This is a genomic window from Arthrobacter burdickii, from assembly GCF_030433645.1.
Taxonomy (GTDB): Bacteria; Actinomycetota; Actinomycetes; order Actinomycetales; family Micrococcaceae; genus Arthrobacter_D; species Arthrobacter_D burdickii.
Genome location: NZ_JAROCG010000001.1, coordinates 2338627 through 2355195 on the forward strand (window position 1 = coordinate 2338627; position 16569 = coordinate 2355195).

Genomic DNA, 16569 nt, shown 5'->3' on the forward strand with positions numbered 1-16569 from the left:
TACCTAAGGGGATTGAACCATGGCTCGCATTGGTGAGAGCACGGATCTGCTCAAGTGCTCTTTCTGTGGAAAAAGCCAGAAGCAGGTCCGCAAGCTGATTGCCGGCCCCGGCGTGTACATCTGTGACGAGTGCATCGACCTGTGCAACGAGATCATCGAGGAGGAGCTGTCCGAGGTAGCGGATCTCGGAACGTTCGAACTGCCCAAGCCCCGCGAGATCTTCGACTTCCTGCAGGAGTACGTGGTGGGCCAGGAGCCCGCGAAGCGCTCCCTCGCCGTCGCCGTCTACAACCACTACAAGCGGATCCAGTCCGGCACCGGGCCACGTGCCGCCGGAACCCTCGCCGACGCCGCCGAGACCGAAGACGTCGAGATCGCCAAGTCCAACATCCTGCTGATCGGCCCGACGGGCTGCGGCAAGACCTACCTCGCCCAGACGCTCGCGCGCCGGCTGAACGTGCCGTTCGCCGTCGCGGACGCCACGGCGCTGACGGAAGCCGGCTATGTCGGCGAGGACGTCGAGAACATCCTGCTCAAGCTCATCCAGGCCGCGGACTACGACGTCAAGAAGGCCGAGCAGGGCATCATCTACATCGACGAGATCGACAAGATCTCCCGCAAGAGCGAGAACCCTTCGATCACGCGTGACGTGTCAGGTGAGGGAGTCCAGCAGGCCCTGCTGAAGATTCTCGAGGGGACGGTTGCCTCCGTGCCCCCGCAGGGCGGCCGGAAGCACCCGCACCAGGAGTTCATCCAGATCGACACCACGAACGTGCTCTTCATCGTGGCCGGTGCCTTCGCAGGCCTCGAGGAGATCATCGGCTCGCGGGCAGGCCGCAAGGGCATCGGCTTCGGTGCGCCGCTGAGCTCCCTCAAGAACGAGGAGGCGAGCTACGGCGACGTCATGCCGGAGGACCTCCTGAAGTTCGGGCTGATCCCCGAATTCATCGGACGCCTTCCCGTCATCACCACGGTCACGCACCTCGACCGTCCGGCGCTGATGCAGATCCTCACGGAGCCGAAGAACGCGCTCATGAAGCAGTACCAGAAGATGTTCCTGCTCGACGGGGTCGAGCTCGTCTTCGAGCCGAAGGCACTCGAGGCGATCGCCGATCTCGCCCTGGACCGCGGCACGGGCGCCCGCGGCCTGCGCGCCATCATGGAGGAGGTCCTCCTCCCGGTCATGTTCGACCTCCCCAGCCGCGAGGACATCGCCACCGTGGTGATCACGGACGACGTCGTCGCCAAGCGGGCGGAGCCCACGCTCATCTCCCACGAAGTGGTCGCGAAGCGGCGGAACAAGTCCGCCTGACCCGGGCGCACCGGAGACAGACAGGAAGGGCCCGGCCGATCGGCCGGGCCCTTCCTGCGTTCCGCCGTGCGTTCCGCCGTGCGTTGCGCCGGAGTCAGACGGTTGCAGCTACCGCCGCGTCCGCGTCGGCGGCGGGGTAGGTGGGTGGGTGGACGGCGGCCATTTCCTCCATGACGCGGACGACCTGGCAGCTGTAGCCAAATTCGTTGTCGTACCAGATGTAGAGGACGAGGTAGGTGTCCTCGGCGATGGTGGCGAGGCCGTCGACGATGCCGGCCCGGCGGGAGCCGACGAAGTCGGTGGAGACGACTTCTGGGCTGTCGATGTAGTCGACCTGCTTGCGCATGCCCGAGTGCAGGGACATCTCCCGGAGGTAGGTGTTGACCTCCTCCTTCGTGGTGGCGTGCTCGAGGGTGAGGTTCAGGATCGCGATGGACACATCCGGGGTGGGCACGCGGATGGAGCTGCCGGTGAGCTTGCCCGCCAGTTCGGGCAGGGCCTTGGCGACGGCGGTGGCCGCGCCGGTCTCGGTGAGGACCATGTTCAGGGCCGCGGAGCGGCCCCTCCGGTCGCCCCGATGGAAGTTGTCGATGAGGTTCTGGTCGTTGGTGAAGGAGTGCACGGTCTCGACGTGGCCGTGGACCACGCCGTAGCGGTCGTTGATGGCTTTCAGGACCGGGGTGATGGCGTTGGTGGTGCAGGACGCGGCGGTGATGATCCGGTCGGAGTCTTCGATGGTTGCGTGGTTGATGCCGTGCACGATGTTCTTCAGCGCGCCTTTGCCCGGTGCGGTGAGCAGGACCTTGGCGACGCCGGTGCTCTTGAGGTGCTGGGAGAGGCCGGCCTCGTCGCGCCAGCGGCCGGTGTTGTCCACGACGAGGGCGTCGGTGATGCCGTAGGCGGTGTAGTCGATGCTGGCGGGGTCGTCGGAGTAGATGACCTGGATGCGGGTGCCGTTGGCGGTGATCGTGTTCGTGTCCTCGTCGACCTGGATGGTGCCGTCGAAGGAGCCGTGCACGGAGTCGCGGCGCAGCAGGCTGGCGCGTTTGGTGAGGTCGTTGGCGGAGCCGCGGCGCACGACGACGGCGCGCAGCCGCAGGCCGTGGCCGCCGCCTGCCTTTTCGATGAGCAGGCGGGCCACGAGGCGTCCGATGCGCCCGAAGCCGTAGAGGACGACGTCGGTGCTGGTGCGCTCGTCGGCTCCGCCCTGGCCGACGATGTCGGCGAGTTCGGTGCGCAGGAACTCCTCCAGGCTCTGTCCCGTGCCGGCGGTGGAGACGCGGTCGTAGGCGAGGCGGAGCCGGCCGACGTCGATGGCCGCGGCGCCGAGGTCCAGGTCGGCGAGGATCGCGAGGATGGGGGCGGTGTCCTCGAGTCGGAGTTCCTCGGTGGTGATGCGCCGGGCGAAGCGGTGCGCCTTGAGGATGTTCATGGTGGATTTGTTGATGAGGCTGCGTCCGTGGATGCTCGTGACCACGTTGTTGTTGCGGTACAGGTGCCCGATCAGCGGGATCATGGCCTCGGCGAGTGCCTCGCGTTCGAGCCAGGTGTCGTGGGTTTCGGCGCCGGTTTCGGCGGGGCTCTCGGTCCGGTGCTGCTGCAAAACGCGTCCCTTACTGCGCCGGGGTGCCCGGCGCGAACTCATCCAGCCAGATGGCGACGCAGGAGTAGCGCCAGGCATCTTCGACCGGTCGTGTCCTTTCATTAGACCGCCTCGCGGCGCACGGCACCAACTCGGACGGAATTCGGACGGAATAGGGAGGAGGTATGGCGGGTTGCACCGGAAAAGGCCCCGGCCTCACCAACCCCAGAAGGAGTCCCGTATGAGCGAGTCCACGACCACCCAGAAAGCCGATTTCTGGTTCGACCCCCTGTGCCCCTTCGCCTGGATCACCTCGCGCTGGATCGGCGAGGTGGAGCAGGTCCGGAACATCTCGGTGGACTGGCACGTCATGAGCCTGTCCGTCCTGAACGAGGGACGCGACCTGCCGGAGGAGTACAAGGCACTGATGCTGCAGGGGTGGGGCCCGGTCCGGGTCGTCATCGCCGCAGCGCACCTGCACGGGGACGAGTACGTCAAGAAGCTGTACGACGCGATGGGGACCCGCATCCACATCGGCCAGAACAAGGACTTCGACGTCGTCATCAGCGAGTCGCTCGAGGAAGTGGGACTGCCCGCCGACCTCGCGAAGTTCGCGCACTCCGAGGAGTACGACGAGAAGCTCCGGGCCTCCCACAAGGACGGGATCGACCGCGTGGGTGACGAGGTCGGCACCCCGGTCGTCGCCTTCAACGGCACGGCCTTCTTCGGGCCCGTCCTCACGAGGATCCCGCGCGGTGAGGAGGCCGGCCGTATCTTCGACGGCGCCGTGCTGATGTCGGAGTTCCCCGAGTTCTTCGAGCTCAAGCGCTCCCGCACCGAGCGCCCGAAGTTCGACTAGGGCTGCCGGAGACAGGAGGGGACCCACCCTGCAGGGTGGGTCCCCTCCTGTCTGCGCGAGCGACTACTCGGCGGGCTGGGGAACCAGCTCGACGTCGGAGACGGCCAGGGGGCCGTTGCCTTCCGCGAGCTGGAGGTCCCTGGCGTTGCCGGCGGCGAGGAGGTCGGCCAGGCCCGCCCGGACCTGCTCCACCTGTGCGGCGGGCGCCGTCACGACGGCGGTCTCGACCTCGGTGCGCTGCTTGACCTTCGCCTCGGACTTGGCCTTGCGGATGCCGCCGAGCGCGAGCGCGACGGACGTGAGCACCTCGGTGTCGGAGGTCTCCGGCAGGGCGTCGAGCGTGTCGGCGCTCGGCCATGCCGCCTGGTGGACCGAACCGGAGCGCCACCAGCTCCAGACCTCTTCCGTGGCGAACGGCAGGAACGGCGCGAACAGGCGCAGCAGGGCGTCGAGCGTCGTGGCCAGGGCGGTCTGCACCGACTGCGTCCCGGCGTCGCCGGCATCACCGTAGGCGCGGTCCTTGACCAGCTCCACGTAGTCGTCCGTGAAGGTCCAGAAGAAGGACTCGCTCAGCTGGAGCGCCCTCGCGTAGTCGTACTTCTCGAAGGCGGCCGTCGCCTGCTCCGTCACCGACCGCAGCTGCGCCAGCAGGGAGGTGTCCAGGGCGTTCGTGACGCGTGCGAGCGAGCCTTCGCCGATCGACGCCTCCGTGACGCCCAGGTTGAGGACGAACTTGGACGCGTTCAGCAGCTTGATGGCGAGGCGACGGCCGATCTTCATCTGGTTCACCTCGTACGCGGTATCCGCGCCGAGCTTCGCCGAGGCCGCCCAGTAGCGCACGGCGTCGGCACCGAACTGCTCCAGGACGTCCGTGGGAACGACCACGTTGCCCTTGGACTTCGACATCTTCTTGCGGTCCGGGTCGAGGATCCAGCCGGAGAGCGCGGCGTGCTTCCACGGCACGGAATCCTGCAGCGCGTCCGCCCGCACCGCGGTGGAGAACAGCCACGTCCGGATGATGTCGTGGCCCTGCGGACGGAGGTCGAAGGGGAAGACCTTCCCGAACAGGTCCTCGTCGCGCGCCCAGCCACCGACGATCTGGGGTGTGAGGGACGACGTCGCCCAGGTGTCCAGCACGTCGCTGTCCCCGATGAAGCCGCCCGGCTGATCGCGGGCGGACTCCTCGAAGCCGGGTGCCGGATCCGCCGCCGGATCGACCGGCAGCGACTCGAGCGCGGGCAGGATCGGGTCGTCGTACTCCGGTTCGCCGTCGGCGTCGAGTCGGTACCAGACGGGCACGGGCACACCGAAGAAGCGCTGGCGCGAGACGAGCCAGTCGCCGTTGAGACCCTCGATCCAGTTCTCGTAGCGGGAGCGCATGAAGGACGGGTGGAAGTCGATGTCGCGGCCGCGCTGGATCAGGGCGTCCCGCTTCCCGGCGTCGCGTCCACCGTTCCGGATGTACCACTGGCGGCTGGTGACCACCTCGAGGGGCTTGTCGCCCTTCTCGTAGAAGTTGACCGGGTGCAGGATCTTCTTCGGTTCGCCGTCGAGGTCCCCGCTCTCGCGGAGCAGAGCGACGACGGCCTCCTTGGCGCTGAAGATCGTCTTGCCGGCCACCTGCGCGTAGTTCCCGCGGGCGCGCTCCGTCGTGATCCAGTCCGGCGTCTCCGAACGGATACGCCCGTCGCGGCCGACGACGGCGCGCGTCGGCAGCTGAAGCTCGCGCCACCAGGTGACGTCCGTCAGGTCACCGAAGGTGCAGATCATCGCGATGCCGCTGCCCTTGTCGGGCTTGGCCAGGGGGTGGGCCTTGATCTCGACCTCGACGTCGAACAGGGGCGAGAAGACGGTGGTGCCGAAGAGCGGCTTGTACCGCTCGTCGTCGGGGTGCGCCACGAGGGCGACGCACGCCGGCAGCAGCTCGGGCCGGGTCGTCTCGATGTGGATCTGCTCGCCGTTCGGCGCGGCGAACGCGATCCGGTGGTAGGCACCGGGCTGCTCGCGGTCCTCGAGCTCCGCCTGGGCGACGGCGGTGCGGAAGGTGACGTCCCAGAGGGTGGGGGCCTCGGCCAGGTAGGCGTCGCCGGCCTTGAGGTTCTCGAGGAAGGCGCGCTGCGAGACGGCACGGGACGTGTCGTCGATGGTCCGGTAGGTCAGGTCCCAGTCGACCGAGAGACCGAGCGTGCTGAAGAGGTTCTCGAAGACCTTCTCGTCCTCGACGGCCAGCTCTTCGCAGAGCTCGATGAAGTTGCGGCGCGACACGGCGTCGAAGTCGCGCTGGTTCTTCGCGGGCTCTGCCGGCGGCCGGTAGTCGGCGTCGTAGGGGACCGAGGGGTCGCAGCGGACGCCGTAGTAGTTCTGGACGCGGCGCTCGGTCGGCAGCCCGTTGTCGTCCCATCCCATGGGGTAGAAGACGTTGGCGCCGCGCATGCGCTTGAAGCGCGCCATGACGTCGGTCTGGGTGTAGGAGAACATGTGTCCGACGTGGAGGGACCCCGACGCCGTCGGCGGAGGGGTGTCGATCGAGTAGACGTGCTCGCGCGTGGTGTCGCGGTCGAAGGCGTAGGTGCCGTCCTCGCGCCACTGCCGGGAGAGCCTCTCTTCGAGGCCCTCGAGGGCGGGCTTGTCGGGAACGGAAACGGGCTGGGGGGAGGGCGTGTCTGTGCCCTGGGTCGTATCGGCCATAGGTCCATTGTTCCCTACGGCGGGTGGCCCGGGGTCCGTCCGGTGCTCCGGGCTCAGGAGCCGGCGCCGAGCTGGCCGCGCAGCCGGTCGCGCATGGACGCGGACGCCTCGTTGAGGCCGACGACGTCCACCTCCGTGCCGTGCGCCCGGTACTTCTCGGAGATGGCATCGAGGGCGGCGATGGTCGAGGCGTCCCAGAGATGCGATCGGTGCAGGTCGATGGTGACCCGGCGGGGATCGCGCGCGTAGTCGAACTGGGTGTAGAGGTCGTTGGACGACGCGAAGAAGAGTTCGCCGTCGACCGCGTAGGTTACGTGCGCTTCCCCGTCGCGGGTGTCCTCCCGGCGCGTCACCGTGACGAAGTGCGCAACGCGGCGTGCGAAGGCCACCATCGCGACGAGGACGCCGACGCCGACGCCGATCGCGAGGTTGTGCGTCCAGACCGTCCCGACCACGGTGGCCAGCATGACCAGGGTCTCGCTCTTCGGCATGCGCCTGAGCGTGGAGGGCCGGATGCTGTGCCAGTCGAACGTCGCGATCGAGACGAAGATCATGACGGCGACCAGCGCAGCCATCGGGATCAGCGCCACGATGTCGCCGAGTGCGACGACGAGGATGAGCAGGAAGACCCCGGCGAGGAAGGTCGAGATCCGCGTGCGTGCGCCCGAGGCCTTCACATTGATCATGGTCTGGCCGATCATCGCGCACCCGCCCATGCCGCCGAAGAAGCCCGTGATGATGTTCGCGACGCCCTGGCCCCACGACTCGCGGGTCTTGTCGGAGCGGGTGTCCGTGATGTCGTCGACGAGCTTGGCGGTCATCAGCGATTCCAGGAGTCCGACGGCGGCGAGGGCGAGGGAGAACGGCGCGATGATCCGCAGGGTCTCGAGGTCCAGCGGCACGTCGGGGAAGAACAGCGAGGGCAGGCTGTCCGGCAGGTCGCCCTTGTCCCCGACAGTCGGGACGGCGGCGTGCGCGAGGACGGCGGCGATGGTCAGCACCACGATGGCCACCAGGGGCGCAGGCACGGCCCGGGTGACGCGGGGCAGGCCGAAGACCAGCAGCAGGCCGACGGCGGTCATCGGGTAGACGAGGAACGGGACGCCGAGGAGTTCGGGGACCTGGGACAGGAAGATGAGGATGGCCAGGGCGTTGACGAAGCCCACCATCACCGAGCGCGGGATGAACCGCATGAGCCGTGCCACGCCGGTGAGTCCCAAGACGACCTGGAACACTCCGCCGAGGATGACCGCGGCGAGGAAGTAGTCCAGTCCGTGGCTGGCGACCAGGGGTGCGACCACCAGGGCCACGGCACCGGTGGCGGCGGAGATCATGGCGGGCCTGCCGCCGAGGAACGCGATCGACACCGCCATAGTGAAGGATGCAAAGAGTCCGAGCCGTGGATCGACGCCGGCGATGATCGAGAACGCGATGGCTTCGGGAATCAGCGCGAGCGCGACGACGAGACCGGCGAGCACCTCGGTCTTCAGGAGTCTCGGCGTGCGCAGCGCCGTCCGCACCGACTGGCGGTCGACGGGCGACAGGGGAGCGTCGGTCGTCGAGGGGCCTGGAGCGGTCATGGTTCGTTTCTTCCTTCGGTGGTGGCGCGGAGCGCCTGCTGATGCCGGGAACATGCCGGGAACATGCCGGGAACATACTGGGGACGCGGGATGGGATGCGTGAGCGGACGCGTGACTGGACCCGGATGGCTTGCCCGGCGTCGTCACCGGGGCAGACAGGCGCTTTCAACGTTACCGGCGGACCGGCGGTGTATCGAACCGGCAGGCGGATTCCGGCCGCCCCGGGCAGTTCACGCTCCCTGGAAGCTGCGTCCCGCCGCGGCTCGCTACAGTGGCCCCATGACTCCGACATCCCCCGCGCCGCTCGGCGCACCCGTCGTCCCCGCCCCTCCGGCCCTGCGCGCCGTCGTCACCGGAGCCAGTTCCGGCATCGGCGCGGCGACCGTCCGTGCCCTGCGACGGAACGGCTGGGACGTCGTCGCGGCGGCGCGCCGCGTCGACCGTCTCGAGGCCCTCGCGGAGGAGACCGGCGCGACGGCCGTGGCCCTCGACGTCACGGACCAGGCGTCCGTCGACGCCTTCACCGCGGAGGTCACGGCCGCCGGTCCCGTCCACGCCCTGGTGAACAACGCCGGCGGCGCCTTCGGGGCGGACCGCGTGGTGGACAGCGTCACCGAGGATTGGCAGTGGATGTACGACGTGAATGTGCTCGGGTCGATGCGGATGACGCGCGCCCTGCTGCCGGCGCTCCGGTCCGGCGGCCAGGGCAGCGTCCTGTTCCTGACCTCCACGGCTGCGCTCGCGGCCTACGAGGGCGGCGCGGGATATTGCGGCGTGAAAGCCGCCCAGGAGTCGATGGCGCGTTCGCTCCGCCTGGAGGAGGCGGAGAACAACATCCGGGTGATCGAGGTGTCGCCCGGCATGGTGCGCACCGAGGAGTTCTCCCTCAACCGCCTCGGCGGGGACCAGGGTGCCGCCGACAAGGTGTACGAGGGTGTGGACTACCCCCTGACTGCGGACGACGTCGCCTCCGCGGTCGCCTTCACGCTGGATGCGCCGCACCACATGAACATCGACCAGCTCGTCCTGCGTCCGCTCGCGCAGGCCGCCAACCACAAGGTGCTCCGGGGCTGATCCCCGTGCCCCGACAGAAGGGTCCTCGCCGCCCGGCCGCAGGCGCCGATCGGTGGCGCCCACGCCGGGAACCGCGAACCCTTCCGGGGGCCGGGGGAGACGCCCTGCTCCTCGTTAGTCCGACGGCAGGCCGGGGACGGGCCCGGCGGCTCGCACCCCGCACGGCCGAAGCGCTCCGGCGCGCAGGGTTCACAGTCTCCACCGTTATGACCGGGAGTCTCCGCGAAGCCACGGAGCGGGCGCGCACGGCCGCTCCGGGGAGCGTCGTCGCTGCCCTGGGCGGTGACGGCTTCCTGGGTGCCGTCGCGGCCGGCGCCCGGGACTCCGGCGCCGTCCTCCTGCCCCTGGCCGGAGGCCGCGCCAACGACGCGGTGCGGCGCCTCGGCCTGCCGCTGAACCCCGTACGGGCCGTCAGGGCGCTCCCGCGCTACGAGGTCACGGCGATCGATCTGGGCCAGGTGAACGGTCGACCCTACCTGGGCGTCGCGCACGTCGGCTTCGATGCGCTCGCCAACGAGTACGGTAACGCGACCCGGGTCGCCCTGGGTCCGTTCGTCTATCTCTACGGCGGGCTGAAGGCGTTCCGGGCCTGGCGCGGCGTGACGTTCACGCTGTCCGTCGACGGGACGGAGCGGGTCTTTCCCGGCTGGTTCGTCGCTGTCGGGAACGGGGGACAGTACGGCGGTGGACTGCGGATCTGCCCTCGGGCGAAGGTCGACGACGGACTGCTGGACGTGGTGTCCCTGGGCCGGTCGTCCTTCCTGACCGTCGTAGCCACCTTCCTCCTCTCGTACCGGGGGCGGCATCTCGGACGGCGCGGCATCGCGGCGGCGCGTGGTTCGAGCGTGAGGATCACGGCGGACGAACCCCTCAACGTGTACGCGGACGGCGAGCTGGTGGGTCCGCTTCCAGCAGCCATGACGATCGCGCCCAGGGCGCTGAAGGTGCTGATGCCGGCGGATTCACCGGCCCTGCACTGATTCACCGGCCCTGCACTGACGCGGCCCCCCGGAGGACGCCTGCAGCCTTCACATCCGGGGAGAGACGCCGAGTCGCACCGAGTAGTTGTCGATGGTGCCGGGCAGCGGGCGGGAGGGATCCAGCGGCTGGCCCTCCTCGACGCTGAAGTCCCGGACACCGACCAGCGAGGCCAGCGCTGCGCTGGTCAGCAGCAGCACCAGCTGCTTCCCCGGGCACACCACCGGTCCGTCGCTGAACGGGACCAGCGGCCAGCCGTCGTCCTCGTCCCTGAGCCAGCGCTCCGGCGAGAAGTTGTGGGCGTCGCGCAGGTGGTGCTCGTCGCGGTGGAAGTAGGGGGAGTAGATGAGCACGCCGCACCGGGCCGGCATCAGGCCCCGCGCCCACTGCACCGGCTGCGTGGTCTGGCGCAGGATCATCGGCGTGGTGGGCCAGAGGCGCAGCACCTCCAGGGCGCAGGCGCGCAGGTACGGGAGGAACCGGCGGCCCGAGGCGTCGGCGTCAACCTCGCGCCGCGCGGCCTCCATGGCCTGCGGGTGGGTCGCCAGGACGGTCAGGGTCCGGAAGGCCACCATGCCGCTGTTGTCCAGGGCGAAGAGCCACTGGGGCACCTGGTCCACGGGTTCGGCCCCGTCGCCCTCGGGGACGGCGGCCAGGACCGAGGCGAGGCTCCCGGGCTCGGCGTGGGCGAGCTCGTCCCGGATGCGGGCGAGGAACCGCTCACGCGTTCTCCTGCGCACGGGCTTCAGGAACGCCCAGTTCCCGTCCTTCCGCAACCTGTTCAGCATCGTGGTGAGTTCCGTGTCGTCCCGGGCATGGTCACCGAAGACCACGCGGCGCACCACGCGCTGCCAGGCCTCGGCGAAATCGCTCCAGGGCAGCGAGCCGCTGTGCTCGGCACCGACGAGGAGCTGCCGCATCTCCTCCTCCACCACGGGGACGAACCGGTCGGCGAGGTGGTGCACGGGGTGGCTCGTGTCGAGGACCTGCTCCTGCAGGGCGCGGCGTACCGTGCGCTCCGGACCACGGGAGACCAGGACGTTGGAGGGCTGGAAATGCGCCATGACCGCGAGTTTCTCGCTGCTGGCCGGGGAGAACGGCTCGGGCGAACGGGCCAGCACGGTGTTCACGTCCTCGGGTGCGAGCACGACTGCCTGCCTCCGGAAGGGGAGCTTCAGCAGCAGCGGACCGTCCGGGTACCGGGCATGGAGCTGCTGGAGGATGCCGACGGCCCTCGCATCGAGCTCCAGTCGGGCGGCGAGGCCGACGGCCCGCGGGCGCCGGATGATGGGACCCTCCGCGACCGCCGGCAGGATCACCCCCATCAGCACCCGGGCGGTGTCGAGTGCGGACGCGGTGGGGAGGGTCGGCGTTGGCATGGCGTGTCCTGTCGCTGTCGGATGTCTCCCACCTTGCCAAGCACGCCCCATGCCCACAACGCATTTCACAGGGCCCGTGGGCGGTGGCGGTGTGCATGCCCTTTCGACAACGAATTCGCGGCAGGGCTAGACTTGAAGGACAAGCATCGACCCGGCAATCACCGGTGAGCTTCCGGAAGAAAGGCCTGCCCACAGGGGACGATGGCCCGTAGAACCGGACGGGGCGGCCCGTCACAGCCTGCAAACGAGCGGCGGCCCAGGCTGCCGTGACCGCGACGAGCGGCACGGCGGACGACGGCGGCAAGTGAGGTGGTACCGCGGGTCCAGTTCCCTGCGGCCGGTCAGGCAACCGGCGGCGACGGAACGGGCGCCCGTCCTCACGGCAGGACTCCTGCTCCACCCGACGCCGCCGTACACAGGATGAGACAAATGCCGCAGATCTACCCCAAAGCCGTGTCGCCCGACGACAGCGGTGCTTCCTCCGGAACCAGCGCCTCCCCGCGCTTCCCCGAGCTCGAGGAACGCGTGCTCCGCTACTGGCAGGAGGACGGCACCTTCCAGGCCTCCATCGATGCCCGCGATGCCGGCGTCGACGGATCGAACGAATTCGTGTTCTACGACGGCCCGCCCTTCGCCAACGGCCTGCCGCACTACGGCCACCTCCTCACCGGCTATGCCAAGGACCTCGTAGGTCGCTACCAGACGCAGCGCGGCCACCGGGTGGAACGCCGCTTCGGCTGGGACACGCACGGCCTGCCCGCCGAACTCGAGGCGATGAAGCAGCTCGGCATGACCGACAAGCAGCAGATCGTCGCCATGGGCATCGACAACTTCAACGACGCAGCGCGGGCCTCCGTCATGAAGTACGCGGGGGAGTGGCGCGACTACGTGACCCGCCAGGCCCGCTGGGTGGACTTCGACAACGACTACAAGACCCTCAACCCCGAGTACATGGAGTCCGTCCTCTGGGCCTTCAAGACGCTGCACGAGAAGGGCCTGACCTACAACGGGTACCGCGTGCTGCCGTACTGCTGGAACGACGAGACCCCCCTGTCGAACCACGAACTCCGGATGGACGAGGACGTCTACCAGGACCGCCAGGACCAGACCGTCACGGTCACCTTTCCCCTCCTCGCAGGCGAATCGGCCCTCTCGAAGGACCTCGCCGGCGTCCAGGCCCTCGCCTGGACCACCACGCCCTGGACGCTGCCCACCAACGCCGCGCTCGCCGTCGGGCCCGACATCGCGTACGTCGTCGTCGAGGCGGAGCGCGACGGCGGAACCGGGCGCTACCTGCTGGCGGAGGACCTGCTCGGCAACTACGCCAAGGACCTCGGCTTCGCGGACGCCGCCGCCGCCCGGGAATCGGTCACCTCGCGGCACCTCGGCTCCGAGCTGGAGGGCCTCACCTACGAGCCGCTGTGGGACTACCTCGCCGATCCCGAGGAGGGCGGCTACCGCAACGCCTTCCGCATCCTGGTGGCGGACTACGTCACGACGACGGACGGCACCGGCCTCGTACACCAGGCACCCGCCTACGGCGAGGAGGACCAGAAGGTGTGCGAGGACGCCGGCATCCAGGTGATCCTCTCGGTCGACGAGGGCGCGAAGTTCCTGCCGATGTTCGGCAGGGGCCCGCTCGCGGACATCGTCGGACTGCAGGTCTTCGACGCGAACCGGCACATCACGCGCGTGCTCAAGTCCGCGGGACGCCTGGTGCGCCAAGCCAGCTACGTGCACAGCTACCCGCACTGCTGGCGGTGCCGCAAGCCGCTCATCTACCGGGCCGTGTCCTCGTGGTACGTCGAGGTCACGAAGATCCGCGACCGCATGGTGGAGCTCAACCAGGACATCACCTGGATCCCCGGCAACGTCAAGGACGGCCAGTTCGGCAAGTGGCTCTCCAACGCGCGCGACTGGTCCATCAGCCGCAACCGCTTCTGGGGCAGCCCCATCCCGGTGTGGCAGTCGGACGACCCCGAGTACCCGCGCACCGACGTCTACGGCTCGCTCGCCGAGCTCCAAGCGGACTTCGGCCGCCTCCCACTCAACAAGCAGGGCGAGGTGGACCTCCACCGTCCCTTCATCGACGAGCTCACGCGGCCCAACCCCGACGACCCGACGGGCCGCTCCACCATGCGCCGCGTCGAGGACGTCCTGGACGTCTGGTTCGACTCCGGGTCCATGCCCTACGGACAGGTGCACTACCCCTTCGAGAACGAGCAGTGGTTCGACACCCACAACCCCGCGGACTTCATCGTCGAGTACATCGGGCAGACGCGCGGCTGGTTCTACATGCTGCACATCCTCTCCACGGCGCTGTTCGACCGGCCGGCTTTCCGCAACGTCATCAGCCACGGCATCGTGCTCGGCTCCGACGGGCAGAAGATGTCCAAGAGCCTGCGCAACTACCCGGACGTCTCCGAGGTCTTCGACCGGGACGGCTCCGACGCCATGCGCTGGTTCCTCATGGCCTCACCCATCCTCCGCGGCGGCAACCTCGTGGTCACGGAGCAGGGCATCCGCGACGGCGTCCGCCAGGTCATCCTGCCGCTGTGGAACGTCTGGCACTTCTTCAGCCTCTACACGAACGCAGCCAACGGCGGCGACGGCTACGAGGCGAAGACGGTGACCCCCGAGGCCGCGGCCCAGCTGAGGGAGCCGATCGACCGCTACATCCTCGCGAACACCGGCAACCTCATCCGTGACCTCACCGAGGCCCTCGATGCCTTCACCATCAGCGACGCCTGCGAGTCCCTGCGCCGGTACCTGGACACGCTCACCAACTGGTACGTCCGCCGGAGCCGGCAGCGCTTCTTCGACGAGGACACCGACGCCTTCGACGTGCTCTACACATGCCTCGAAGCCGTGTGCCGCGTCGCGGCACCGCTGCTTCCCCTCGTCACCGAGGAGATCTGGCGCGGCCTCACCGGTGGTCGGTCCGTCCACCTCACCGACTGGCCCGAGGCGGCGTCGTTCCCCGCCGCTCCCGACCTCGTGGAGCAGATGGACCGCACCCGCCAGGTGTGCTCCGTGGGCTCCAGCCTGCGGAAGGCGGCGAACCTGAGGGTGAGGCTCCCGCTGCGGGAACTGACCGTCGTCGCGCCCGGCGCAGAGGGCCTCTCGGGCCAGTACTCGGCGATCATCGCGGACGAACTCAACCTCAAGGGTGTCCGGCTCGTCGACTCGGCCGACGCCGAGCCGGCCGAATTCGGCATCTCCCAGCGCCTCGTGGTCAACGCCCGCGCCGCCGGCCCACGCCTCGGCAAGAACGTGCAGACGGTCATCAAGGCGTCGAAGTCCGGGGACTGGTCCGTGGACGACGACGGCGGCGTCACCGCGGGTGGCCTCGCCCTCGAGCCGCACGAGTACACGCTCGACACCGTGGTGGAGGGCAACGATGCAGCCTCCAAGGCCGTGACGGTCCTGCCGGGTGGCGGGTTCCTGGTCCTCGACACGGAGGTCACGGACGAACTGGCGGCTGAGGGAACAGCCCGCGACGCGATCCGCGCCATCCAGCAGGCCCGTCGCGATGCCGACCTCGACATCAGCGACCGCATCACCACCACCATCGGCGTGGCGCCGGACCAGGTGGCCGCGCTCGAGGCGAATGCCGAGCTGATCAGGGCGGAGACCCTGACGCTGGACCTGCGCATCACGGCGGTCGAGGGCTCGGGCAATGAATTCAGCATCACCGTCGGGAAGCAGGAGCAGCAGCATGGATGACACGAACGGAACCGGCACCGAGGGCCGCGCAGAACTCGATGCGTTCTCGGTCGAGAGCGTGTACGCCGAGCTGCTGAGCCGGGCGCCGGAGGACCGGATGGAGCCCCGGATGGCTCCGCTGCACCGGGCCATGGAGATCCTGGGCGAGCCGAACAGGGCCTTCCCGATCATCCACATCACGGGCACCAACGGCAAGACGTCGACGGCGCGCATGATCGAGAGCATCCTCCTGGCGCACGATCTTCGGACCGGCCGCTACACGAGTCCACACCTCTCACGGGTCACGGAGCGCATCAGCATCGACGGAGAGCCCGTGGCGGACGAGACCTTCGTCCGGGTATGGGACGAGATCAGGCCCTACCTCGACATCGTCGACGGTGAGCTGCAGGCCGCCGGTGAACCACGCCTGACCTACTTCGAGTGCGTCACCATCCTCGCGTTCGCGATCTTCGCGGACGAGCCGGTCGACGTCGGCGTCATCGAGGTGGGGCTCGGCGGCATCACCGACGCCACCAACGTGGGCGACGGGCAGGTCGCCGTGATCACACCGATCTCCCTCGACCACACCGATCTCCTCGGCGACACGGTCGAGGACATCGCGCTCGAGAAGGCCGGCATCATCAAGCCCGGCTCCTTCCTGGTCAGCGCGATCCAGCCCCGCGACGCCGCGCAGGTCCTCCTCGAGCGTGCCCGCGAGGTGGGAGCGGAATTCCGCTTCGAAGGCGTCGAGTTCGGTGTCGAGTCGCGCACGGTCGCCGTCGGCGGGCAGGTGGTGTCGCTCACCGGGCTCGCCGGCCGCTACGGGGAGCTGCTGGTGCCCCTCCACGGTGAGCACCAAGCGGAGAACGCGGCCGTGGCCGTCGCCGCGGTGGAGGCCTTCCTCGGCGGTGGCGAGCGGGAGCTCCAGACGGAGCTCGTGCGCAACGGGCTGCGTGCCGTCACGTCGCCCGGACGCCTCGAGGTGGTCCGTACGGCTCCGAGCATCATCGTGGATGCGGCCCACAATCCTGCCGGCGCCCGCGCCGCGGCCAAGGGGATCCGTGAGGCCTTCGAGTTCTCGCGCCTCGTCCTCGTCATCGGCGTCCTGCAGGACAAGGACGCCGCCGCGATCCTCGCCGAACTCCATGAGGAGCTCGCCGGGATCCTCGAGGACGTCTGCCTGACGCAGTCGACGTCGCCCCGCTCCATCCCTGCCGCGGACCTCCTGCAGGCGGCGCTGTCGGCGGGCTTCGCGGAGGAGAACATCAACATCGCCCCCGGGCTGGACGACGCGCTGGAGTGGGCCGTGATGAAGGCGGAGGAGAACAACGACCTCGCCGGAGGGATCCTCGTAACCGGCTCGATCACCGTGGTCGGGGAAGCCCGCACGCTCCTAGGGAAGTAGGCAGAGC

The 16569-nt window shown here is 69.1% G+C and carries 10 protein-coding genes; 6 read left to right on the forward strand and 4 right to left on the reverse strand.

The features are described from left to right. Positions 1 to 19: 19 nt before the first annotated feature. Positions 20 to 1312 (forward strand): ATP-dependent Clp protease ATP-binding subunit ClpX, encoded by a 1293-nt coding sequence (gene clpX / locus P5G52_RS10905; protein ID WP_301227294.1) that lies wholly within the window; start codon positions 20 to 22, stop codon positions 1310 to 1312. A 94-nt stretch (positions 1313 to 1406) separates the two neighbouring features. Here the strand turns inward: clpX and P5G52_RS10910 are convergent, their stop codons facing one another. Beyond that, positions 1407 to 2957, reverse strand: a complete 1551-nt coding sequence (locus P5G52_RS10910) for a glyceraldehyde-3-phosphate dehydrogenase (protein WP_435868667.1) — start codon at positions 2955 to 2957, stop codon at positions 1407 to 1409. A 178-nt stretch (positions 2958 to 3135) separates the two neighbouring features. Between P5G52_RS10910 and P5G52_RS10915 the strand changes: the two genes are divergently transcribed. After that, a complete protein-coding gene (locus tag P5G52_RS10915; RefSeq protein WP_301227298.1) occupies positions 3136 to 3753 on the forward strand; it encodes a mycothiol-dependent nitroreductase Rv2466c family protein in 618 nt (205 codons plus the stop codon). A 63-nt stretch (positions 3754 to 3816) separates the two neighbouring features. Here P5G52_RS10915 and valS read toward each other — a convergent pair whose 3' ends face one another. Together valS and P5G52_RS10925 are read right to left on the reverse strand one after the other, a co-directional pair. After that, the gene (gene valS / locus P5G52_RS10920) at positions 3817 to 6441 is read right to left on the reverse strand and encodes a valine--tRNA ligase (RefSeq protein WP_301227300.1); all 2625 of its coding nucleotides are present in this window, start codon (positions 6439 to 6441) and stop codon (positions 3817 to 3819) included. A 53-nt stretch (positions 6442 to 6494) separates the two neighbouring features. Further along, complete coding sequence (locus P5G52_RS10925) at positions 6495 to 8021, reverse strand: SulP family inorganic anion transporter (RefSeq protein WP_301227302.1); 1527 nt, start codon at positions 8019 to 8021, stop codon at positions 6495 to 6497. A gap of 279 nt (positions 8022 to 8300) precedes the next feature. On the opposite strand from P5G52_RS10925, the gene P5G52_RS10930 reads away from it, so the two are divergent. Together P5G52_RS10930 and P5G52_RS10935 are read left to right on the forward strand one after the other, a co-directional pair. After that, complete coding sequence (locus P5G52_RS10930; protein WP_301227304.1) at positions 8301 to 9095, forward strand: SDR family oxidoreductase; 795 nt, start codon at positions 8301 to 8303, stop codon at positions 9093 to 9095. A gap of 5 nt (positions 9096 to 9100) precedes the next feature. Then, on the forward strand, positions 9101 to 10075 hold the full coding sequence (locus P5G52_RS10935) for a diacylglycerol/lipid kinase family protein (protein WP_301227306.1): 975 nt from the start codon (positions 9101 to 9103) through the stop codon (positions 10073 to 10075). A gap of 48 nt (positions 10076 to 10123) precedes the next feature. Here P5G52_RS10935 and P5G52_RS10940 read toward each other — a convergent pair whose 3' ends face one another. Then, the gene (locus tag P5G52_RS10940; RefSeq protein ID WP_301227308.1) at positions 10124 to 11452 is read right to left on the reverse strand and encodes a cytochrome P450; all 1329 of its coding nucleotides are present in this window, start codon (positions 11450 to 11452) and stop codon (positions 10124 to 10126) included. A 420-nt stretch (positions 11453 to 11872) separates the two neighbouring features. Between P5G52_RS10940 and ileS the strand changes: the two genes are divergently transcribed. Together ileS and P5G52_RS10950 are read left to right on the forward strand one after the other, a co-directional pair. Beyond that, positions 11873 to 15178: an isoleucine--tRNA ligase gene (gene ileS, locus P5G52_RS10945; protein ID WP_301227310.1), complete on the forward strand. Its 3306-nt coding sequence runs from the start codon at positions 11873 to 11875 to the stop codon at positions 15176 to 15178. Continuing rightward, positions 15171 to 16562: a bifunctional folylpolyglutamate synthase/dihydrofolate synthase gene (locus P5G52_RS10950; RefSeq protein WP_301227312.1), complete on the forward strand. Its 1392-nt coding sequence runs from the start codon at positions 15171 to 15173 to the stop codon at positions 16560 to 16562. The genes ileS and P5G52_RS10950 overlap by 8 nt, the downstream gene beginning before the upstream one ends. The last annotated feature ends 7 nt before the right edge of the window (positions 16563 to 16569 follow it).

Excerpts from the sequence above, each read along its gene's own strand:
- P5G52_RS10950 (WP_301227312.1), top strand. The coding sequence starts at position 15,171 with ATGGATGACACGAACGGAACCGGCACCGAGGGCCGCGCAGAACTCGAT.
- clpX (WP_301227294.1), top strand. The coding sequence starts at position 20 with ATGGCTCGCATTGGTGAGAGCACGGATCTGCTCAAGTGCTCTTTCTGT.
- valS (WP_301227300.1), bottom strand. The coding sequence starts at position 6,441 with ATGGCCGATACGACCCAGGGCACAGACACGCCCTCCCCCCAGCCCGTT.
- P5G52_RS10910 (WP_435868667.1), bottom strand. The coding sequence starts at position 2,957 with ATGAGTTCGCGCCGGGCACCCCGGCGCAGTAAGGGACGCGTTTTGCAG.
- P5G52_RS10930 (WP_301227304.1), top strand. The coding sequence starts at position 8,301 with ATGACTCCGACATCCCCCGCGCCGCTCGGCGCACCCGTCGTCCCCGCC.
- ileS (WP_301227310.1), top strand. The coding sequence starts at position 11,873 with ATGAGACAAATGCCGCAGATCTACCCCAAAGCCGTGTCGCCCGACGAC.
- P5G52_RS10925 (WP_301227302.1), bottom strand. The coding sequence starts at position 8,021 with ATGACCGCTCCAGGCCCCTCGACGACCGACGCTCCCCTGTCGCCCGTC.
- P5G52_RS10940 (WP_301227308.1), bottom strand. The coding sequence starts at position 11,452 with ATGCCAACGCCGACCCTCCCCACCGCGTCCGCACTCGACACCGCCCGG.
- P5G52_RS10915 (WP_301227298.1), top strand. The coding sequence starts at position 3,136 with ATGAGCGAGTCCACGACCACCCAGAAAGCCGATTTCTGGTTCGACCCC.